The organism is Dactylosporangium sp. NPDC000521 (assembly GCF_042898305.1).
GTDB lineage: Bacteria > Actinomycetota > Actinomycetes > Mycobacteriales > Micromonosporaceae > Dactylosporangium.
The window spans coordinates 511,204-532,015 of record NZ_JBIAYW010000008.1 but is presented as its reverse complement, the minus strand read 5'-3'; the positions used below and the strand labels follow the sequence as shown (position 1 = coordinate 532,015).

General features: G+C 72.7%; 19 protein-coding genes. 9 read left to right on the top strand and 10 right to left on the bottom strand.

Features of this window, described 5'->3' with window-relative positions; all coding sequences use genetic code 11:
• The first annotated feature begins 34 nt into the window (after positions 1–34).
• Genes ACFY3L_RS27860 through ACFY3L_RS27850 form a run of 3 tightly spaced genes read left to right on the top strand, consistent with a single transcriptional unit; the run spans position 35 to position 3,358 of the window.
• Positions 35–1,183 (top strand): GNAT family N-acetyltransferase, encoded by a 1,149-nt coding sequence (locus ACFY3L_RS27860; protein ID WP_389330039.1) that lies wholly within the window; start codon positions 35–37, stop codon positions 1,181–1,183.
• A complete protein-coding gene (locus tag ACFY3L_RS27855; RefSeq protein WP_389330036.1) occupies positions 1,180–2,232 on the top strand; it encodes a GNAT family N-acetyltransferase in 1,053 nt (350 codons plus the stop codon). Before ACFY3L_RS27860 ends, ACFY3L_RS27855 begins: the two co-directional genes overlap by 4 nt.
• Positions 2,233–2,272: 40 nt before the next feature.
• A complete protein-coding gene (locus ACFY3L_RS27850; RefSeq protein WP_389330033.1) occupies positions 2,273–3,358 on the top strand; it encodes a glycerophosphodiester phosphodiesterase in 1,086 nt (361 codons plus the stop codon).
• A 45-nt stretch (positions 3,359–3,403) separates the two neighbouring features.
• On the opposite strand, the gene hpf is transcribed toward ACFY3L_RS27850, so the two are convergent.
• The 5 genes from hpf to mtrA form a co-directional block, all read right to left on the bottom strand.
• Positions 3,404–4,027, bottom strand: a complete 624-nt coding sequence (gene hpf, locus ACFY3L_RS27845; protein WP_389330030.1) for a ribosome hibernation-promoting factor, HPF/YfiA family — start codon at positions 4,025–4,027, stop codon at positions 3,404–3,406.
• Positions 4,028–4,357: 330 nt separating this feature from the next.
• The gene (locus tag ACFY3L_RS27840; protein WP_389330027.1) at positions 4,358–5,029 is read right to left on the bottom strand and encodes a ComF family protein; all 672 of its coding nucleotides are present in this window, start codon (positions 5,027–5,029) and stop codon (positions 4,358–4,360) included.
• 8 nt (positions 5,030–5,037) lie between these two features.
• A complete protein-coding gene (locus ACFY3L_RS27835) occupies positions 5,038–6,933 on the bottom strand; it encodes an LpqB family beta-propeller domain-containing protein (RefSeq protein WP_389330024.1) in 1,896 nt (631 codons plus the stop codon).
• Positions 6,930–8,606, bottom strand: coding sequence for an MtrAB system histidine kinase MtrB (mtrB, locus tag ACFY3L_RS27830; RefSeq protein WP_389330021.1), 1,677 nt, complete (start codon positions 8,604–8,606; stop codon positions 6,930–6,932). Before mtrB ends, ACFY3L_RS27835 begins: the two co-directional genes overlap by 4 nt.
• An 11-nt stretch (positions 8,607–8,617) precedes the next feature.
• On the bottom strand, positions 8,618–9,307 hold the full coding sequence (mtrA, locus tag ACFY3L_RS27825; protein WP_033364613.1) for an MtrAB system response regulator MtrA: 690 nt from the start codon (positions 9,305–9,307) through the stop codon (positions 8,618–8,620).
• 119 nt (positions 9,308–9,426) lie between these two features.
• Here mtrA and ACFY3L_RS27820 point away from each other — a divergent pair, with 119 nt between their 5' ends.
• The 5 genes from ACFY3L_RS27820 to ACFY3L_RS27800 are packed head-to-tail and all read left to right on the top strand — an operon-like array spanning position 9,427 to position 14,554.
• Positions 9,427–10,275: a hypothetical protein gene (locus tag ACFY3L_RS27820; RefSeq protein ID WP_389330018.1), complete on the top strand. Its 849-nt coding sequence runs from the start codon at positions 9,427–9,429 to the stop codon at positions 10,273–10,275.
• The gene (locus tag ACFY3L_RS27815) at positions 10,272–10,826 is read left to right on the top strand and encodes a DUF4129 domain-containing protein (protein WP_389330016.1); all 555 of its coding nucleotides are present in this window, start codon (positions 10,272–10,274) and stop codon (positions 10,824–10,826) included. The genes ACFY3L_RS27820 and ACFY3L_RS27815 overlap by 4 nt, the downstream gene beginning before the upstream one ends.
• Complete coding sequence (locus ACFY3L_RS27810) at positions 10,823–12,166, top strand: DUF4350 domain-containing protein (RefSeq protein ID WP_389330013.1); 1,344 nt, start codon at positions 10,823–10,825, stop codon at positions 12,164–12,166. The genes ACFY3L_RS27815 and ACFY3L_RS27810 overlap by 4 nt, the downstream gene beginning before the upstream one ends.
• Positions 12,167–12,183: 17 nt before the next feature.
• A complete protein-coding gene (locus ACFY3L_RS27805; protein ID WP_389330123.1) occupies positions 12,184–13,179 on the top strand; it encodes an AAA family ATPase in 996 nt (331 codons plus the stop codon).
• A gap of 28 nt (positions 13,180–13,207) precedes the next feature.
• A complete protein-coding gene (locus ACFY3L_RS27800) occupies positions 13,208–14,554 on the top strand; it encodes a DUF58 domain-containing protein (RefSeq protein WP_389330010.1) in 1,347 nt (448 codons plus the stop codon).
• An 11-nt stretch (positions 14,555–14,565) separates the two neighbouring features.
• Here ACFY3L_RS27800 and ACFY3L_RS27795 read toward each other — a convergent pair whose 3' ends face one another.
• Positions 14,566–15,561, bottom strand: coding sequence for a stage II sporulation protein M (locus ACFY3L_RS27795; protein WP_389330007.1), 996 nt, complete (start codon positions 15,559–15,561; stop codon positions 14,566–14,568).
• Positions 15,562–15,662: 101 nt separating this feature from the next.
• Here ACFY3L_RS27795 and ACFY3L_RS27790 point away from each other — a divergent pair, with 101 nt between their 5' ends.
• Positions 15,663–16,598: an RDD family protein gene (locus ACFY3L_RS27790; RefSeq protein ID WP_389330004.1), complete on the top strand. Its 936-nt coding sequence runs from the start codon at positions 15,663–15,665 to the stop codon at positions 16,596–16,598.
• Between the two features lie 160 nt (positions 16,599–16,758).
• On the opposite strand, the gene ACFY3L_RS27785 is transcribed toward ACFY3L_RS27790, so the two are convergent.
• From ACFY3L_RS27785 to ACFY3L_RS27770, 4 genes are read right to left on the bottom strand one after another with little or no spacing between them, the layout of a single operon-like run.
• Entirely contained in the window at positions 16,759–17,799 is a 1,041-nt protein-coding gene (locus ACFY3L_RS27785; protein ID WP_389330001.1) for an ABC transporter ATP-binding protein, read from the bottom strand.
• Positions 17,796–18,917, bottom strand: a complete 1,122-nt coding sequence (locus tag ACFY3L_RS27780; RefSeq protein WP_389329998.1) for an ABC transporter ATP-binding protein — start codon at positions 18,915–18,917, stop codon at positions 17,796–17,798. The genes ACFY3L_RS27785 and ACFY3L_RS27780 overlap by 4 nt, the downstream gene beginning before the upstream one ends.
• Positions 18,914–19,825 carry an ABC transporter permease gene (locus tag ACFY3L_RS27775; RefSeq protein ID WP_389329995.1) on the bottom strand — a complete coding sequence of 304 codons (912 nt, stop codon included), beginning with the start codon at positions 19,823–19,825 and terminating at the stop codon, positions 18,914–18,916. The genes ACFY3L_RS27780 and ACFY3L_RS27775 overlap by 4 nt, the downstream gene beginning before the upstream one ends.
• The gene (locus ACFY3L_RS27770; RefSeq protein ID WP_389329992.1) at positions 19,818–20,804 is read right to left on the bottom strand and encodes an ABC transporter permease; all 987 of its coding nucleotides are present in this window, start codon (positions 20,802–20,804) and stop codon (positions 19,818–19,820) included. Before ACFY3L_RS27770 ends, ACFY3L_RS27775 begins: the two co-directional genes overlap by 8 nt.
• Positions 20,805–20,812: the final 8 nt, after the last annotated feature.

Here is a 20,812-nt window from a genome sequence, read left to right as displayed (position 1 = left end):
GGCAGCGGGCACATTTGGGGCAGGATCGGCGGTCATGGAGCCGATCGAACTGACCACCGGCGACGGGCTCGTCCTGCGCGCCTGGCACGAGGACGACGCCGAGGACGTCTTCCTCGCCTGCCAGGATCCCCTGATCCAGCGCTGGACCATGGTGCCGGTGCCCTACCTGCGGGAGCAGGCCGTCGCCTACGTGCGGGAGATGTCGCGGGCCGCGTGGGTCACCGAGACGTCGGCGCCGCTCGGGGTGTTCGACGCCCGCACGGGTGAACTGCTCGCCTCCGCCGGCCTCGTCACCCTCGACCTGCGCAACCGGCACGCCGAGCTCGGCACCTGGGTGGCGCCGTGGGCGCGCGGCCGGCGGGTCGCCGAGCGGGCCGGCCGGGCCGTCTCGCACTGGGCGTTCGAGGTGCTGAGGCTCACGAAGCTCGTCTGGCGCGCCGAGGTCGGCAACCACGCGTCGAAGCTCACCGCCGAGCGGATCGGCTTCACGTTCGACGGCGTGGTGCGGGCGCTGCTGCCGGCGAAGGACGGCGGGTTCGTCGACGGCTGGCACGGGGTGATGCTGCCCGGCGAGGTGTGCGACACGCCCCCGGCGTGGGTCGCTCCGGGCGGCCCGGGCGCGTTGCGCGCCCACACGTTCTGCACCCCGCCGGCCCGCCTGCCGGCCGGGCCGGGCACGCTGCGACTGGTCCGCGACGGCGACCTGGACGACCTGGTGGCGACGTTCCGCGACCCGGAGACCGTCCAGTGGACGTCGGTCCCCCTGGACTACGGCCCGGAGCAGGCCATGGACTTCATCCACCACCGCTACCCGAACGGCTGGCTGCAGGGCACGGGGGTGGGGTTCGTCGTCGCGGACCCCGACGACCGGTTCGCCGGCATCATCGACCTGCGGATCAACCCGATCGACCCGGTCAGCGCGGAGCTGGGCTTCTCCTCCGCGCCGTGGATGCGGGGCAAAGGCTTCATGACCGAGGCGGCGCGCGCGATCTGCGGCTTCGGGTTCGACCGGCTCGGCCTGGGCCGGATCGTCTGGCGCGCGCACGTGGGCAACATCGGATCGAGGAGAGTGGCGGAGAAGGTGGGATTCGTGGTTGAAGGCATCCAGCGGGACGGTTGCGAGCAGCGCGGCGCGCGGGTCGACGGATGGGTCGCGACGCTCCTGCGGCAGGACCTCAAGTGACCGTGCGGCTGCGCCCGTGGCGCGACGACGACGCGGACGCGGTGGCCGCAGCGTGCGGTGACCCGGCCATCGTTCGCTACCTACCGTTCCTGCCCCAGCCGTACACCCGCGACGACGCCCTGGAGTTCTTCCGGCGCAAGCCCGAGGACCTCGCGGTGACCGACGCGGAGACGGACCGGGTGCTCGGCGCCGTCGGATCGACGCCGCGCGGTGACGGCATCGCGGAGGTCGGCTACTGGGTCGCGCCGTGGGCCCGCCGCCAGGGGGTGGCGTCGGCGGCGCTGGAGCGGTTCAGCGCACGGCTGTTCGAGCAGGGTCTGCGGCGGCTGTACCTGATGACCGCGCTGACCAACGGCGCCAGCCAGCGGGTCGCGGTCGCCGGCGGGTACCTCCGGGAGGGCGTCGCCCGGGGCGCCGCACGGGACGGCGACGGCACCTGGCAGGACATGGTCGTGTGGGCCAGGACGGCCGGCGACCCGCCGGGCCCCAGCGCCCGCGCCCTGCCGGACCTGCCCGGCGGCGAGCTGACCGACGGTGTCGTCGCGCTGCGCCCGCTCACCGAGGAGGACGGGCCCAGCACGTACGAGATGCGCAGCCGCCCGGACGTCAGCGGCAGGTCCGTCGTCGGCACCCCGATGGACCCGGCCGTCGTGACCCGCCAGTGCGCCGAGTCGGTGTCGAAGTGGCTGGCCGGCCAGCGGGCCGAGATGACCATCCGCGACGCCGCCGACGGCACCTACCTCGGCGAGATCGCGCTGTTCTACTTCGAGCCGCTCCTGCGCGAGGCGATGATCGGCTACAGCCTCACCCCGGAGGCGCGCGGCAAGGGGTGCGCGTCCCGCGCCGCCCGGCTGGTCACCGCGTGGGGCTTCGAGATCGGGATGGCGAGGATGACCGCCGGCACCGCACCGGACAACGTCGCGTCGCAGCGGGTCCTGGAGGCGGCCGGGTATCACCGCGAGGGCCTGCAGCGCAGCCGGCTGCCCGGGCCGGACGGCACCCGGATCGACAACGTCCAGTTCGCCAAGCTGCGCCTGGCGGCAACCTAGGCGTCACGTGGCGTTGCCGTGTGCCCGACACAGTCTGGGCATGCGTCGACGTGCAGTGATCTCCGGCATCTCGGTGGCCGCCGGGGCGGCGGTCCTTCCACAGGCCCTCGTCAGCCCCGCGGCCTCCGCCCACACCACGAAGCCGCGGCCGGCCCGGCCGCTCGTCATCGGGCACCGCGGGGCCAGCGGTCACCGGCCCGAGCACACCCTGGCGGCGTACCGCCTGGCGATCGCGATGGGCGCGGACTTCATCGAGCCCGACCTCGTGCCCACCAAGGACGGCCAGCTCGTCGCCCGGCACGAGAACGAGATCTCGGGGACCACCGACGTGGCGTCGAAGCCGCAGTTCGCGGCCCGGCGGACCACGAAGACCATCGACGGGGTCAGCGTCACCGGCTGGTTCACCGAGGACTTCACCCTCGCCGAGCTCAAGACGCTGCGCGCGGTCGAGCGGCTGCCCGCCGTCCGCACGCACAACACGATCTACGACGGGCTCTTCGAGATCCCGACCCTGCAGGAGGTCATCGACCTCGCCCGCTCCGCCGGCGTGGGCATCTACCCGGAGACGAAGCACCCCACGTACTTCGCGTCCGTCGGGCTGGCGCTGGAGCCGCTGCTCGCCCGGGTCCTCAAGCGCAACGGGCTGGCCGGTCGCAACGCGCACGCCTTCCTGCAGTCCTTCGAGCCGACCAGCATCAAGAAGCTGCGCGACCTGGTGGACACGCCCTCGGTGGTGCTGCTCGACGCGGTCGGCGCGCCCTTCGACCTCCGCAGCAGCGGCGACCCGCGCACGTGGGCGGACCTCGCCAAGCCGGCCGGCCTGGACTGGCTCAAGACCTTCGCCAACGGCGTCGGCGCGACGAAGAACCTGGTCATCGCGCGGGACTCGGCCGGCAACCTGCTGCAGCCGACGGCGCTGATCGGCGACGCCCACGCGCGCGGCCTGAAGGTGCACTCCTGGACGTTCCGCAACGAGAACCAGTTCCTGCCGCTCAACCTGCGCAAGGGCACCGACCCCAACGCGTGGGGCGACGTGATCGGCGAGATCAGGACCTTCCTGGCGGCCGGGCTCGACGGCGTCTTCGCCGACTACCCGGACACCGCGGTCCTCGCCCGCGACCTGTGAGCGGACGGCGGGCCGGTGCGAACCGGCCCGCCGTCCGGCAACGGCTCAGGTGCCCAGACTCATGACCCCGTAGTCGTACGCCTTGCGGCGGTAGACGACGCTGGGCCGGCCCGACTCCTTGTCGTTGAACAGGTAGAAGTCGTGGCCGAGCAGCTCCATGTGGAACAGCGCGTCGTCCACGGTCATCGGCTCGCCCGGGTGCTCCTTCTCCCGGACGATGTGCCACGGCTGGTCGTCCTGCTCGTCGATCAGCTCGACGGACTCGGCCTCGACGTCGGCGAGCGTGGCGACGCTCGCGCGCTCAGGCTGTGTGAACGCCAGCGACGCGGTCGCCGCGGCGACGGAGACCGGTGCGTGCCGCCCCCGGTGGACGCGCCGGCGGTCGGCGGCCCGACTCAGCCTGCTGTCCAGCTTGGCGATGGCGGCGTCCAATGCGCTATAGAAGTCGGCGGCGCATGCCTCCGCCCGGATCACCGGCCCCCTGGAGACACATGTGATCTCCACACGCTGGCAGTGATCGGATTGGCGCGGATTGCGCTCGTGAAACAACTCGACGTCGACGCGGATGAGCTTGTGGTCGTAACGCTCGACCTTCTGCAGCTTGTCTGCGACGTGCTGCCGGTAATGGTCGGGCACCTCGACGTTGCGGCCCTTGACGACGATGTCCACTCCTGGCCTCCCCCACGGGTCTAGCAAAAGAAACGGGTTTGGGTTCGGTTGTTGTCCGGACTGCTCGGCCGGATCGCGCCTCCCCAGAGGCTGAGCCCTCGCGGCACGCGACCGAAACGGATCGGGGCAGAGTCCTCCCTTCCGAACCGGCGCTTCGCGTTCGCCGGCAAGGTCTTCGGTCAGGTCGTCTCTCGACGTTAAACCGAGGACAGCCGCTAGTCACCCCCGGTTCACAAGAACCTTCCGAACAAGTCCTGAAACCCTCCTCGCGGATTACCCCGAGTGGCGCACGAAGTAACGTTCCGCTCAAACCCGGACGAAGGTCGTAAGCTACGCGGCACGCTGCGTAGCGGCCAGAACGGCCACGCGGTGGACGCGGACGCCGGCGGCGGCGAGCCGCGCCGCGGACGCGGCGAGGGTCGACCCGGTGGTGATGATGTCGTCGACCAGGATCACGGCGCCGGCCGGCCTCCCCCGCCCCCGCACCGCGAAGGCGTGCGCGGCCGCGCGGGCCCGCTCGGCGGCGGACAGCTCGGTGGAGTCCTCCCGCTTCGGCAGCGCCCGCAGGAGCCCCTCCACCCGCACCTCGGCGCCGCGCCGGCGCAGCGTCGCGGCCGCGGCGAGCGCGAGCCGGTCCATGTGGTCGCCGAACCGCCGCCGGGCCGCCGCGCTCGTGGCCGGCACCGGCACCAGCGTCACCGGCCCGGCACCGGCCGGCACGGAGGCGGCGACGACCCTGGCGAGCAGCCCGCCGAGCACCGGCGCCAGCTCGTGGCGGTTGCGCTCCTTGTACTGGATGAGCATCCGCCGCAGCGAGCCGGCATACGCGGCCAGCGCGAAGACCGGCGGCAACCCCTCCGGCTCGGGCACCGGCCGCGTGCGCCCCGGCCTGACGGCGGCCAGCGCCGCGCGGCAGGGCTCGCACAGCGGCCCGGTGGCGGGCCCGTCACACCCGGCGCAGGTGGCCGGCAGCACCAGGTCCAGCAGGTCGGCGAGCAGCATGACGCCCGTCAGTCCGCGTAGAAGGGGGACCGGGCCACCAGCTTCGGTGGCTGCGACGCCGACGGGCTGGGCGTCGCGTCACCGGGCGAGTCGCGCAGGATGTCGCCGACGGAGTCGGCGAAGACCGCCTTCGCCTGCTGCTGCATGTCCTCGAGCACGACGAACACCTGCTCCGGCGACCTGCTGGTCGGGTCGTTGGCGCGCGCCGACAGCTGGGTGACGGTGACGGCGGGCGGGTCCGGGTTCAGCGGCAGTGTCCGCTCGCCGGTGCCGTCGACGCTGGTCCACACCATCGAATAGGTGCCGGGCGCCCTGGTGTTGGTCGGGTTCGGCGTGCCCCCGATCGCGAGGGTGGTCTCGGTGATCCATCCGATGGCGTTGTTGCCGCCGAGCGTGGTGGGGACCGCGCGCTGCTCACCGAGCATCAGGTTGCCGTTCTCGAACCGCAGCGGCGCCACCATCGCTTTACCGCCGACCACCAGGGCGACCCGCCGGCCGTCGGGCGCGACCGCGAACGCCGAGACGTTGGTGAGCTCCTGCCCGTTGAGGCCGGGCACCACCACGGGCAGTGGCGCCTCGCCGCCACTGCCCGGCGGGGGGACCGCCCACAGCGTGGCGCCGTTGGTGATCAGGAACCGCGGCTCCGGGCGGTCGATCCACACCGGCCGGCTCAGCGCGGCGCCCACGACGCCGGGCACCTCGACGTACTTCGGCTCGCCGGTGCCGGCGTTGACGAAGAGCTGCTGCTTCGTGCCCACGGTGCGGACCAGCGCCGCCCTGGTGCGGGCCCGGTTGATCGTCGCCGACACGACCCCCTTGTTCCACTCGCTCGGGCCGAACAGCGCGGGGGCCTCGCGCCCGGACGTGGAGGGAAGCTGGCGGACCGACCCGTTGACGACCGCGAACCGCTCCAGGTCGGGCTCCCCCGGCACGACGGCGGCGTTCTGGTCGAGGTAGCCGTCGGAGAAGTTCGTGGCGTCCTTGGCGTTCTCGAAGGAGAACGAGACCGGCGGATGCCCGGGCAGTGACCAGCGGATCTGGTGTGCGAGCCGGCGCAGGTCGTCGGCGCTCTTGCCGGCCACCTTCGCGGTGAGGTTCACCTCCACGCTGCCGTCGTCCCTGAGCGTCGGGCTGCCCTTCGTCTCGAGGATGGACGGCCTGTCGGCGACGAGGGTCAGCCACAACGACGGCCCGTCGACGAGCCACTGCACGACCTCGCTGATCTTCTTCGACGCCGGCAGCACGTTGGGCATGTAGCGCAGGTCGGGCACCAGCTTCGGCGCCTCGACGTCCGTCTCCCAGAAGTAGATGGGCTGGCGGGTGTAGTACGACGCCAGGCCTTCGGTGCTCAGCAGCATGAACGGCGGCACCTTCGACAGCAGCAGCTGGCCGCCGACCTGCTCGCCCTCGAAGTCGAAGTCGAGGCCCCGCTCCCAGGTGGGATCGTTCTGCCCGGTGAGGAGCCGGCCGAAGCGGTCGAGCTGGCCGACCCGCACGAAATGTGCCTGGACGACGATCTTGCCCTTGTCGTCAGGCGGTGAGGGCGTCAGGCTGGCGTCGACCACGAGCAGCGGCACCGGCGGCGCCGGCGCCACCTGCGGGCGCGGGGGCCAGGTGGCGGCGGCCTCCTTGGTCATGAACGTCTTCATGCGGACCTGGGTCTCCGACACCGCGTCCGGCTGGTCCGCGCTGGCGATGTTGCCGCCGACCGACGTCTTCAGATAGCTGTTGACCAGCGCGATCAGGCTCGTGATGCCGTCGGGCTTCAACGGCTCCTCGGCACGGCCCTGGGCGCGGCTGGGCGCGGCGGCCGGGCCGACGTACTTCGGCTCGGTGCTGTCGGGCAGCCCGCACCCGCCGAGCACCATCGCCACCGTCGCGAGCAGGGCGACAACACGCTTCACGGCGTCTCGCCGATCAGGGCGGCCTCGTCGGCGCGGGCGTCGTCGGGCACCAGGCGCAGGGGCGAGGAGACGAGCCGGTCGCCGGAGCGGACCGGCAGCGTCAGGCGGAACTGGGCGCCCTTGCCCGGCGCGCCCCAGGCCTCCAGCCAGCCGCCGTGCAGGCGGGCGTCCTCCAGACTGATCGACAGGCCGAGGCCGGTGCCGCCGGTCTGCCGCGCCCGGGACGGGTCGGCCCGCCAGAAGCGGTTGAACACGAGCTTCTCCTCGCCGGTCTTCAGCCCGACCCCGTGGTCGCGCACGGTCACCGCCACCGCGGCCTCGTCGATGGCCAGCGTCACCACGACCGGCTTGCCCTCGCCGTGCTCGATGGCGTTGCCCACCAGGTTGCGCAGCACGCGCTCGACGCGCCGCGGGTCGACCTCGGCGATCGCCCCGTCCTCCGGCGCCTCGACCCGCAACGGTACTTTGCAGCGCTCGGCGAGCGACTCGAGCCGCTCCGCGACCCGGCGCACGATCGGCGCGAGGTCGGTCGGCTCGGCGTCCAGCGCGGCGAACCCGGCGTCGAAGCGGCTGATCTCCAGCAGGTCGGTGAGCAGGTCCTCGAACCGGTCCAGCTCGGCCTGCAGCAGCTCCGCGCTGCGCGCGGCCGCCGGGTCGAAGTCCTCGCGGGAGGCGAAGAGCAGGTCCGCCGCCATCCGCACGGTGGTCAGCGGGGTGCGCAGCTCGTGCGACACGTCGGAGGTGAAGCGCCGTTGCAGGCGCGACATCTCCTCCAGCCGGACGATCTGCCGCTGCAGGTTGGCCGCCATCTGGTTGAACGCGGCGGCCAGCCGCGCCAGGTCGTCCTCGCCCTTGACCTGCATGCGCTGGTCGAGCAGGCCGGCGGAGAGCCGCTGCGCGGTGCGGGCCGCGACCCGGACGGGCTTCACCACGAGCCGGGTCATGGTCGCCGCGATCAGGGCGAGCAGCGCCACGAGCGCCACGCCGGTCACCGTCACCACCAGCGCGACGAACTCGACCAGGTCGTTCTCGGCCTTCAGCGGCAGCAGGTAGTACAGCTCCAGCGGCTCGCCGCCGGTGATGATCGGGGTGCCCATGACCAGGAAGCGGGTCGGCCCCTGTCCGACGTCCAGGGTCTCGATCTGCTGCCACGTGCCGGACCGGCTGCCGACGACCGACTCGCGGAGCCGGCGCATCGAGCTCTGCTGCATCACCGTGGCCGCGCCGTTGTCCGGCGAGGCGGTGTTCCCCAGCGTCGTGCCCTGTCGCAGGATGACGACCTCGGAATCGGGGATGTCCATGGAGCGATCCAGGTCGATCGCCACGCTCCGCATCTTCCCGGGCAGCCCCGGGTCGTCGGCCTGGGTGTAGCCCTCCAGCTGCCCGGCCGCCTCGCGGGCGCCGCGCAGGATCTGGTCCTCGGAGGTGTCGACCTGGGTGCGCAGCACGCCCCGGCTGATCAGGGAGGCGACCGTGTAGCCGAACGCCGACACCAGGATCGCCGAGAGCAGCAGCGTGATGCCGACGACACGGAACTGCAGGGACCGGCGCCACTGCCGGCGGGCGGCGGCGTAGAAGCGGCGCAGCCGCCGGCTCACGGCGTGCGGGACCAGCCGCTTCGGCCGGAAGCGGCTGAAGCGGCGGACCTGCACGACGATCGGGTCGATACGCACCAAGGCAGACCTCAGCCTGTGCCTGCCTTGTAGCCCACACCGCGCACGGTCAGGATGATCTCCGGCTTCTCCGGGTCGGGCTCGATCTTGGCGCGCAACCGCTGGACGTGCACGTTGACCAGACGGGTGTCGGCGGCGTGCCGGTAGCCCCAGACCTGCTCGAGCAGCACCTCGCGGGTGAACACCTGGCGCGGCTTGCGGGCCAGGGCCACCAGCAGGTCGAACTCGAGCGGCGTCAGCTTGACCTCCTCACCGTCGCGCATGACGGTGTGCGCCGGCACGTCGATGGTGATCTGGTTGCCGGGCGGGCCGATGGTCAGCAGCTCGGGGGCGACGTCCTCGCCGCGGCGCAGCCGGGCCCGCATGCGCGCGACCAGCTCCTTGGGCTTGAACGGCTTCATCACGTAGTCGTCGGCACCCGACTCCAGCCCGAGCACCACGTCGACCGTGTCGCTCTTGGCGGTGAGCATCACGATCGGCACACCGGACTCGGCGCGGATGGACCGGCACACGTCGATGCCGCTCATGCCCGGCAGCATCAGGTCGAGCAGGACGATGTCGGGCCGACTGTCCCGGAACGCGCCGAGTGCACGCTCGCCGTCCGCGACGAAGGACGGGAGGAAGCCTTCGCTGCGCAGGACGATGCCGAGCATCTCGGCAAGGGCGGGGTCGTCGTCGACCACCAGGACGCGGGCTCTCATGCGGTCCAATATTTCATCTCGACGCCCGAAGGTGGGAACCCGATGCCCGATCTTGGTCAGTTTCCGGCTTTCTGGTAGGGCGGACCGCCGGATTCGCACCTGCCGACTACGGTGTCCGCGTGGACCAGCACAGCCCGGTGATCCCACTGCGTCCGCTCACGTTCGGTGAGCTGCTCGACGCGGGGGTGCTCCTGCTGCGCGCCAATGCCCGGTTGTTCCTGGCCGCCGCGTTCGTGCTGGCGGTCTGCGAGCAGGCCGTGCTGTATCCGCTGCGCTCCGTCGCCGGCGTCGACGGCACGACGGACGTCTTCGACGCCGACACCGGGCTCTGGTGGCTGGTCTTCTGCTGCGGCCTGACCACGGAGGGCATCGTGCTGGCGGTGCTCGGCGGGCTGACCGGAGCGGCCGCCGGCCCGGCCCTGCTCGGGACCCCCGTGACGGCCCGCGATCTGCTGCGCGCGTGGGGCCGGCGGGCGCCGGCGCTGATCGTCCTGGCCCTCTCGGTCGGCCTGATCCTGCTGCCGAGCGCCGTCGTGGCGCTGCCGTGGTTCTACTTCTTCGGCGCGATCGGCCTGGCGGCGCCCGCGCTCGTGGTCGACCGGGTCGGCCCCGGCGCGGCGCTGGTGCGCTCGCTGAACCTGGCGCCGGTCGGGCTGCGCGGCGTGGCGATCCGGCTGGGCGGCTACGGCGGATGGGCGGCGATCCGGGTGGCGATCGGCCTGGGCACCGGCGCCCTGCTGGACACTGTGCTGCCGAGCGACGCGCTGGTCTACGAGATCGTGACGGTGGCGGTGTGGGTGCTGGCCAACACCGTCGTCTACGCCGCGCTCGCCAGCGTCGACGCCGTCCTGTACCTGGAGAGCCGGATGCGGGTCGAGGGCCTCGACGTCGCGGTCGGCCGCTCCCGCCGGCTCGGCCGCCCCGTCGACCTGGCTCAGGCGGCCCTCTCCGGCTCGGTGCAGCGATGACCCGCGGCTGGGCCGAGTTCCTCGAGCGGCTGTCCGCGGCGATCGGGCTGCCGCTGCTGGTGTTCCTCCTGCTGCTGCTGTCGGTCGTCGGCGGCGTCCTGTACTACCTCTACCCGCGCTGGATCCCGAAGCGGTTCCCACGCCTGCGCCGGAAGAAGCGGGAGAAGAAGGCCACCGGGAAGCCGGCGCCGCCCGCGCCCGAGGAGGTCGAGGTCACCGAGCCGTCGAGCGGCGACACGCTGCCCGACCTGCCGGCCAAGGTGTTCCTGAGCCTGGCCGACCGGCTGGCCGCGGAGGGCCGCTACGCCGAGGCGGTCCGCGAGCGGCTCCGGGCGATCGTGCGGGGGCTCGCCGACAAGCGCGCCGTCGAGGTGCTGCCCGGCATGACCGTGACCGAGGTGGCCCGCGCCGCGTCCGCCGTCGTGCCGGCCGCCGAGCCGGCGCTGCGCGGCGCGACCGGGATCTTCTCCGACATCTGGTACGGGCAGATCCCCGCCACCGAGGCGCACGACACCCTGATGCGGCGCTACGCGGCGGAGGTCGACGCATGAAGAAGGCGCGCTCCCGGCGGTGGCTGCGGGCCGTGGTCCCACCCGTCGCCGTCCTGCTGGTCGTGATCACGGGCCTGGTGCTGTACCAGTGGGAGCAGCCCGACGAGGACGACCCCGCCTACCTGTCGCCGGTCAGCACGGCGGCCATCGGCGCGAGCACCCTCGCCGACCGCGTCCGCGCGGCCGGGGTCACGGTCGCCCGGGTCACCAGCACCGCCGACGCGTTCCTGGGCGAGAACCGCGGCGACGTGACGATCCTGCTCACCACCCCGCAGTTCGTGCACCCCGAATATCTGCGGCGCATGGTGCTGCTGTCGCGCTCGACCCGGGTGGTGCTCGTCGAGCCGAACCGGCAGACCCTGCTGCGCGCGCAGATGCCGCTCACCACCGGGCGGCGGGCCCTCGCCGGCTCGGTGAGCGCGCCGGGGTGCGACTACCGGCCCGCGGCCGAGGCCGGGCCGGCCGGGATCCACCGGACCAGCTACGGGCCCGTCGACCCGGCCGCCGAGGAGGAGTTCGCCCGCTGCTACGACGACTCGCTCGTCGTGTTCAGCCGGGGCTGGACCACCACGACGATCGCCGGCTCCGCGGACCCGTTCCGCAACGACCGCATCGGCGAGGCCGGCAACGCGAAGCTCGCCACCAGCCTGCTGACCACCAGGCCGCGGCTCGTCTGGGTCGACCTGCACCGGCACGAGTCGCCACCGGAGCCGCTGCGGGATCCCGGCGTCCCCGTGCCGACGCCGACGGCGACCGCCACCGAGGGGCCGTCCGCCACGCCGACCCGCGACCGGGACCTGCCCAGCTCCGGCCCCAGCCGCACCAGGGGCGCGCCGCCCAGCCCGGACCCCGGCGCGACGCAGGCCGGCGGTGGCAGCGGGTCCTCCAACCCGCTGTGGGAGGCCTTCCCGGCGTGGGTCTACGTGGTCGCGGTGCTGCTCGTCGTCGTGTTCCTGCTGTACGCGCTGGCCCGGGCGCGACGGATGGGCGGGCCGGTCGTGGAGCCGTTGCCGGTGGTCGTGCGCGCCGGCGAGACGGTCACCGGCCGGGGCCGGCTGTACCACCGGGCCCGGGCGCGCGACGAGTCGCTGCGGACGCTGCGGGCGGCCGCCGTGACCCGGATGGCGCGGCTGCTGCGGCTGGAGCCCGGCACCGACCGGGGGACGCTCGTGGCCGCGGTCGCCGCGTGGAGCGGCTGGCCCCCGGAGGTCATCGACGACACGCTCTTCGGCCCGCCGCCCGAGGACGACGAGGCGCTGGTCGCCGCGGCCGTCCAGTTGGAAACCCTCACCGAGGCCGTGATCAACGAACAACCCCACGCAGAAGGAGCACGACGGTGACCGACACCGCTATCCCGCTGGCACAGCCGGCGCCAGAGCCGGCAGCGGGTCCGGTCGGGGACCCGCAGCTGGCCCGCGCCGCCCTCGGCCGGCTGCGCGCCGAGGTCGGCAAGGTCGTCGTCGGGCAGGACGCGGTCGTGTCCGGCATGGTGATCGCCCTGCTCGCCCGCGGGCACGTGCTGCTGGAGGGCGTGCCGGGCGTGGCGAAGACGCTGCTCGTGCGCACCATCGCCGCGGCGCTGGACCTGGACACGAAGCGGGTCCAGTTCACCCCCGACCTGATGCCCGGCGACGTCACCGGCTCGCTGATCTTCGACGCCCGCACCGCCGAGTTCGAGTTCCGGGAGGGGCCGGTCTTCACCAACCTGCTGCTCGCCGATGAGATCAACCGGACGCCGCCGAAGACCCAGGCGTCGCTGCTGGAGGTCATGGAGGAGCGGCAGGTGTCGGTGGAGGGCCGGGCCCGCCCGCTGCCGGACCCGTTCCTGGTCGCCGCGACGCAGAACCCGATCGAGTACGAGGGCACCTACCCGCTGCCGGAGGCGCAGCTCGACCGGTTCCTGCTGAAGCTGACCGTGCCGCTGCCGACCCGCGACGAGGAGCTCGGGGTCCTGCGCGCGCACCACCACGGCTTCGACCCGCGCCGGCTGCGCGACGCCGGGGTGACCGCCGTCGCGACCGCGGCCGATCTCGCCGCCGGGCGCGACGCGGTGCAGCGGGTCGCGGTCGCCGACGGGGTCCTCGCGTACGTGGTCGACCTCTGCCGCGCGACCCGCGTCTCGCCGTCGCTGGAGCTCGGCGCCTCCCCGCGCGGCGCGACGGCGCTGCTCGCCGCGGCGAAGGCGTGGGCGTGGCTGACCGGCCGCGACTACGTCACCCCCGACGACGTGAAGGCCCTCGCCCGGCCGACGCTGCGGCACCGGGTGCGGCTGCGGGCCGAGGCGGAGCTGGAGGGCGTCACCGCCGACGCCGTGCTCGACTCGGTCCTCGCGACCGTGCCGGCCCCTCGATGACCGACCGGCACCGCGCGGGGGTGGCCTCATGATCACCTGGCGGCCCGCCGCGCTCGTCGCCGCCGGCACGCTGCTGCTCGCCCTGGCCGGCATCGGCGCCGGCGACGCACTCGGCGGCGGCTGGCTGTGGCTCGGTGCCGCGGTCCTGCTCGCCAGCGTCGCCGCCGCGTGCGCCGTGGACTACTTCGCCGCCGTGCCGCCGCACGCGCTCACGCTGACCCGGTCCGGGCACCAGTCGCTGTGGCTCGGCGACACCGGCAGCGTCGAGCTGACCATCCGCAACGGCGCCGACCGGCCGTTCGTGGGGCGCGTCCGCGACGCGTGGGTGCCGTCCGCCGGCGCGTTCCCCGCCGAGCAGGAGGTCCGGATCGAGCCGGGGCGGGCGGTGAAGCTGACGACGTCGCTGACCCCGACCCGCCGCGGCGATCGCCCCGCCGTCCGGGTGACCCTGCGTTCCCATGGGCCGTTGCGGCTCATGTACCGGCAGACGACGCGCCGGGCCGCGGACGCCATGACCCCGCCGTGGCGGCTACGGGTCTACCCGGCGTTCGCGTCCCGCCGGATCCTGCCGGAGAAGGTCGCCAGGCTGCGGGTCCTGGACGGGTCGGTGGTGACCCGCGGGCGGGGCCAGGGCACCGAGTTCGACACCCTCCGCGAGTACGTCGTCGGCGACGACGTCCGCTCGATCGACTGGCGCGGCAGCGCCCGCCGCTCCGACGTGGTGGTCCGCACCTGGCGCCCCGAGCGCGACCGGCGGCTCGTCTGCGTCCTGGACACCGGCCGGACGTCGGCGACCCGGATCGGCGACGAGCCCCGGCTCGACGCGGCGATGGACGCCGCGCTGCTGCTCGCCTCCGTCGCCGCCCGCGCCGACGACCGGGTCGACCTGCTCGCCGTCGACACCACGGTCCGCGTCTCGGTGACGAACGTCGACAAGAGCACGCTGCTGTGGCGCCTCGTCACCGCGATGGCCCCGCTGCAGCCGGCGCTCGTCGAGACCGACTTCGGCCTGGTCGCCGGCGAGGTGCTGCGGCGCGAGCGGAAGCGGGCCCTCGTGGTGCTCTTCACCGCGCTGGAGCCGGGCGCGCTCGGCGACGGCCTGCTGCCGGTCCTGCCGCAGCTGGCCGCGAAGCACCGCGTCGTCGTCGCCGCGGTGCACGACCCGGAGCTGAGCCGCATGGCCCAGGTCCGCCCCGGCGCGACCCCGGCCGACGTCTACGCGGCCGCCGCGGCGCAGCGCACCCTCGCCGAGCGGGAGCGGGTCAGCGCCGCGCTGCGCCGGCACGGCGTGGAGGTGGTCGACGCCCCGGCCGACGTGTTCGCGTCCCGGGTCACCGACCATTACCTCGCCCTGAAGACCAGCGGCCGCCTCTAGGGCCTGTGCGTTCACGCCGCCGGTAGTGGCGCTTCCGTCAGCTCCTCGGGCAGGTCCGTGGACACGCCGCTGAGCTGCGCCGACCGGCCGAAGATCACGACGTACGCGAGGAACCCCAGCCACACGGCGACGCCGATCGCGTCCTTGACCAGCATCGGCAGCTCCGACGGCGTCAGGAAGCCCTCCAGGACGCCGCTGACCAGCAGCACCACCACGAGCCCGAGCGCGACCAGCATCCCCTCCCGGGCCGCCGCCACCAGCGCCCGGCCGCGGGTCCGCAGCGGCCCGGGCACGATCCACGCCCAGCCGATCCGCAGCCCCACCCCGGCGCCGACGAAGACGGCGGTCAGCTCCAGCAGGCCGTGCGGCATGATCAGGCCGAAGAACACGTCACCGCGCCCATAGGTGATCATCACGCCGCCGGTCAGCCCGATGTTCAACGCGTTGCTGAACAGCACGATCAGCACCGGCAGGAGCAGCACGCCGCCGGCGAGGCACTCCGCGGTCAGCACCGCGTTGTTGGTCCAGACGCGCAGCGTCGAGTTCTGCGACTGGAACTCGCTGTAGTAGCCGACGAAGTCGCTCTGGACCATCTTCGTGATCGTCTCGTCGTCCATGAACAGGTCGGCGACCTCGGGGTTGGCCACCACGTACGCCATGATCCCGAACGTCACCAGACTGAACACCGTCGCCACGGCCGACCACCACGGCCAGGCCCGGTAGACCGCCAGCGGGAACGTCTCCGTGAAGAACCGCCCCACGACCCGCCACGAGAACGCCGGCGCACCCGTGATCGCGTTGCGGGCCGCCAGCACGAGGCGGGACAGGTGGGCGACGAGCGCCGGGTCGGGCGACCGGCTGCGCACGACGGACAGGTGCGTCGCCGCCCGCTGGTAGAGCGCGACCAGCTCGTCGGCCTCGGCGGCGCTCACCCGCCGGCGGCGCGCCAGCTCGTCCAGCCGCCGCCACTCGGCGGAGTGCTCGGTGACGTATGCGTCCAGATCCACGACGGCAGCGTAGACGGCGCGGGCACCTGCGGTGGTCCGGTCGTTCGGACGCCGTCGCGCGGGTCTGCGTGGTGGTGCGGGCGTGTAGGACACTGTTGCGCATGCGCATCGCCACGGCCCCCGACAGTCCAGGAGACCGCCTGGTCAGCGGCGAGGCCGTCGAGCTGGACGTGCGGGTCGCCCGGATCGGCTCGCGGGCCGTCGCGCTCATCATCGACGCCTTCGGCCAGGCCGTCCTGTTCATGGTCCTGTTCGTGGCGTCCTCGGTCCTCCGCATCGTCACCGACGCCGCCGGCCTCTTCGACGACGGCCTCGGCCAGGCCATCTTCACCGCCACGCTGGTCATCACGGCCCTGGGCTACCCGACCTTCTTCGAGACCGTCCTGCGCGGCCGCACCCCCGGCAAGGCCGCCATGGGCCTGCGCGTGGTCCGCGACGACGGCGGCCCGGTCCGCTTCCGCCACGCCTTCACGCGGGCGCTGCTCGGCCTGGCCCTGGAGTGGCCCGGCCTCCTCCTGCCGGTGGTCACCTGGGTCGCCAGCCTCGGCACCATGCTCATCGGCCGCACCGGCAAGCGCCTCGGCGACTGGGCCGCCGGCACGATCGTCATCCACGAGCGCACCCCGGCGAGCTGGGGCTGGGTCCCCGCCATGCCGCCGCCCCTGCGCTCATGGGCGACCCGCCTGGACCTCACCGGCCTCGACGACAGCCTGGCCCTGGCGGTCCGCCACTTCCTGGCCCGCAACCGCGAGATCACCGAGCCGTCCCGCACCGCCCTCGGCCGCGCCCTGGCCCGCGAGGTCGCGCTCTGCACGACCCCGCCCCCACCCCGCGAGGCGCCGGGCTGGGCGTACCTGGCCGCCGTCATCGCCGAGCGCAACCGCCGCGCCACCGCCCAGCTCGTCAAGGCCCGCGCCGCCTCGTCCAGCGTCTGGCCGGACCTCCACGCCGCCGCCGGCCCTCAGTTGGTCGGCCCGTTCGAACCCGCCCCGCTCCCCCCATACCCGACCGCCCTGCGCTCCGCCGTCCCCCGCTGACCCGCCGCTCGGCACCTCCCCGACCCGCCGCCGGTCTCCGAACTCCGCGCCATCTGTCCCGCCCATGCCGGAAGGTGGGCAAGGGCCGGAAACCAACGGCCCCGGTCCGGAACCTCGCCGGGGGGCGGGTCCGAGCCGGGGCCGTGGGTGGAGCACATACCTAGACCAGCTTGACGGCCTCCGCGTAGTGGCAGGCGCTGCGGTGACCCTGGCCGCGGTCGGTGAGGGCCGGGAGCTCGTCGGTGCAGAGCTTGCGTTCGGTGTCCGTGAGCTCGGTGGCGAACTTCGGGCAGCGGGTGCGGAAGCGGCAGCCGCTCGGCGGGTTGACCGGGCTCGGCACGTCGCCGGTGAGGAGGATGCGCTTGCGGACGCGTTCCTTGCGCGGGTCCGGCAGCGGGATCGCCGAGATCAGCGCCTGGGTGTAGGGGTGCGACGCCCTCGTGAACAGTTCCTCGACGGTCGCCGTCTCCACGATCCGGCCGAGGTACATCACCGCGACACGGTGGGCGATGTGCCGGACCACGGACAGGTCGTGGGAGACGAACAGGTAGGACAGGCCCAGCTCGCTCTGCAGGTCCTCGAGCAGGTTGATGACGCCCGCCTGGATGGAGACGTCCAGGGCCGACACGGGCTCGTCCAGGACCAGGACCTTCGGGCGCAGCGCCAGGGCACGGGCGATGCCGATGCGCTGGCGCTGGCCGCCGGAGAACTCGTGCGGGTAGCGGTTGCCGTGCTCGGCGTTGAGGCCGACCGTCGACATCAGCTCGCGGACCTTCGCCGCGCCGCCGTCGGAGAAGAGGCCGTGGATGCGCAGCGGCTCGGCGATGATCTCGAAGACGGTCATGCGGGGGTCGAGCGACGCGAACGGGTCCTGGAACACGATCTGCAGGTCGCGGCGCAGGGGACGCATCTGCGCGCGGGACAGCGCGGTGAGCTCCTTGCCCGCGTAGTGGATCTCGCCGCTGGTGGGGCGGATCAGGTTGAGCAGCAGGCGGGCCGTGGTCGACTTGCCGCATCCCGACTCGCCGACCAGGCCCAGGGTCTCGGTGCCGCCGATGTCGAAGGAGACGTCGCAGACGGCGTGCACCTCGCCGACCCGCCGGCGCAGGATGCCGCGGGAGCGGACCGGGAAGTGCTTGACCAGGTTCCTGGCGGAGATGACCGTGCCGGTGGCGGCGGGCTTCGTGGTGTCGATGGTCATGAGGCGTCCTCGGGCGTGTCGGCGGCCAGATCCGTGTCGGCCACCGCGACCTCTTCGGTGTCGACGTCGACGGAGGTCACCGCGAAGACGTCGGCGGCCTGGGTGTCGACGAGCTGGGTGCTGAAGTGGCAGGCCGCGGTGTGCTGGCCGTCTGGCTCGACCGGGAGGAGGTCCGGCTCGACCTCGTCGCAGACGTCCTGGGCCATCGGGCAGCGGGGGCGGAAGGGGCAGCCGGGCGGCAGGTTGAGCAGCGACGGCGGCGTCCCGACGATCGGGGTGAGCCGGGCGTCGCGGCCCTCGTCGACGCGGGGCAGGCTGCCCAGCAGGCCGAGGGCGTAGGGCATCCGCGGGCGGTAGAAGATGTCGTCGACGGTGCCCGACTCGACCAGCTTGCCGGCGTACATGACGCACACCCGGTCGGCGTGACCGGCGATGACGCCGAGGTCGTGGGTGATCAGCACGAGCGCGGCGCCGATCTCCGTCCGGGCCGCCTCGAGGGCCTCCAGGACCTGCGCCTGGACGGTGACGTCGAGCGCGGTGGTCGGCTCGTCGGCGATCATGACCTCGGGGTTGTTCGCCATCGCGATGGCGATGACGACCCGCTGGCGCATGCCGCCCGACATCTCGTGCGGGTAGTTGTTGACCCGCTGCTCCGGATACGGGATGCCGACGATCTTCAGCAGCTCGACCGCCCGGTCCCAGGCCGACCGCTTGCTGACGTCGTGGTGCACGAGCACGGCCTCGGCGATCTGCTTGCCGATGGTGTAGACCGGGTTGAGCGAGGTCAGCGGGTCCTGGAAGATCATCGCCAGGTTCTTGCCGCGGATGCTGCTCATCTCGCGGTCGTTCTTGCCCAGCAGCTCCTCGCCGCGGAAGCGGGCCGAGCCGGTGATCTTCGCGGAGCCGGGCAGCAGGCCCATGAGCGCGAGCGACGTGACCGACTTGCCGGAGCCCGACTCGCCGACGATGCCGAGCGTCTCGCCGCGCCGCAAGGTGTACGACACCCCGCGGACCGCTTTGACGAGGCCGTCCTCGGTGGGGAACGAGACGCTGAGGTTGTCGACCTCCAGGACGGTGTCCGTCGCGGTGGGGCGGGTGTTGAGTTCGATGGAGGTCATCGGCGCACCAGTGTCTGTCGGGGGTCGAACGCGTCGCGCAGGCCGTCACCGATGAAGTTGACCGTCAGCGCGATGAGGATGATGAACAGGCCGGGGAAGTAGAACAGCCATGGCTGGTCCTGCACGGAGAGCTTGGCGTCGTTGATGAGCAGGCCCAGCGAGGTGTCGGGACGCTGCACGCCGAAGCCGATGAAGGACAGCGCGGTCTCGGCGAGGATCGTGGTCGCGATCGTGACGGTCGCGGCGACGATGATCGAGCCGAGCGCGTTGGGCAGCAGGTGCCGCACGATGATGCGCAGGTCGCTGGCGCCCATCGCCTTGGCCGCCTCGACGAACTCCTGCTCGCGCAGCGACAGCACGACGCCGCGGACGACCCGGGAGATGCCGGCCCAGGCCAGGAACGACAGCACGAGGGCGAGACCCCACCAGCTGGCGCCGCCCTGGAGGTTGATCGACAGGGTCACCGCGATCGCGATGCTGGGCAGTGTGAGCACCACGTCGGCGATGCGCATCAGCACGCCGTCGGCCCAGCTGCGGTAGAAGGCCGCGACGGCGCCCCACAGCGCGCCGAAGGTGGTGGCGATCAGCGCGACCAGCAGCGAGATCTTCAACGACTGCTGGGTGCCGCGCATGCTCTGGCCGAGCAGGTCGTGGCCGGCCTGGTCGGTGCCGAGCGGGTACTCCGCGGACGGCGGCGAGAAGCTCGGCCCGTCGATGTACGCGTAGTCGTACTTCCACACCATCGGCCCGACGAACGCGAACAGGACGATGAGCAGGAAGAGCACGAGACTGCCGACGGCGAGCTTGTGGCGCAGGAAGCGGCGGAGCACCAGCTCGGCCTGGGAGCGCTGACGCGTGGTCAGCACGGGGGTCGCCTCGGGGGCCTGGGTGGCCAGTGAGCTACTCATAACGGATCCTCGGGTCCAGCACGGCGTAGAGGAGGTCGGCGACGATGTTGAAGAGGATCACGACGACGCCGGAGACGAGCAGCCAGCCGAGCAGGGAGTTGACGTCCCGCCGCGTGACGGATTCCAGCAGATAGACGCCCATGCCTGACCAGTTGAAGACGGTCTCGGTGATCACCGCGCCGCCGAAGATGCCGCCGATGTCGACGGCCGTGATGGTGGCGAGCGGGATCAGGGCGGTGCGCAGGGCGTGGCGGACCATGACCTGCCGGCGCCGCAGACCTTTGGACCGGGCCAGCCGGACGTAGTCGCTGTTGAGGACCTCCAGCATCGCGCTGCGCTGATATCGGCTCCAGGCCGCGTAGGTGATGAGCGTCAGCGAGATGGTGGGCAGGACCATGTGCCCCGCGATGTCGGTGATCTTTCCCCACGTGTCGAACGAGTCGTGGTTGTAGTCCTGATCGCCCAGCGTGTAAAAGGCCTGCGAGCCGGTGCTCTGGTTGTACGCGACGCCGGCCTCCTTGAGCAGCAGCGCGAGCCAGAACGACGGGATCGACAGCGCGAGGAAGCCGACGAAGGTGAAGCCGTAGTCGACCTTGCTATACTGCTTGACCGCGCTCAGCACGCCGGAGACGACGGCGAGCAGGATGGCCAGCAGCATGGCGACGAAGACCAGCCGGAGCGTGACCCACAACCGGTCGCCGAGCTGCTCGCCGATGTTCAGGGTCTTCTCGGTGGACTGGCCGAAGTCGCCGTGCAGGATGAGGTTGCCCAGCCAGCTGATGTACCGCTCGACGAGCGGCTTGTCGAGGCCGAGCCGGTGGGCCTCCAGCTGTCTGGTCTCGAGCGGGACCGGTGGGTTCCGCGCTTCCATGTCGTCAATGGGGTTGCCCGACAGTGAGGCGATGACGAACACGAATATCGAGGCGGCGATGAGCACCGGAATTCCGATCAGGAGCCGGCGCACCGCATAGGCGATCATGAGTTTCC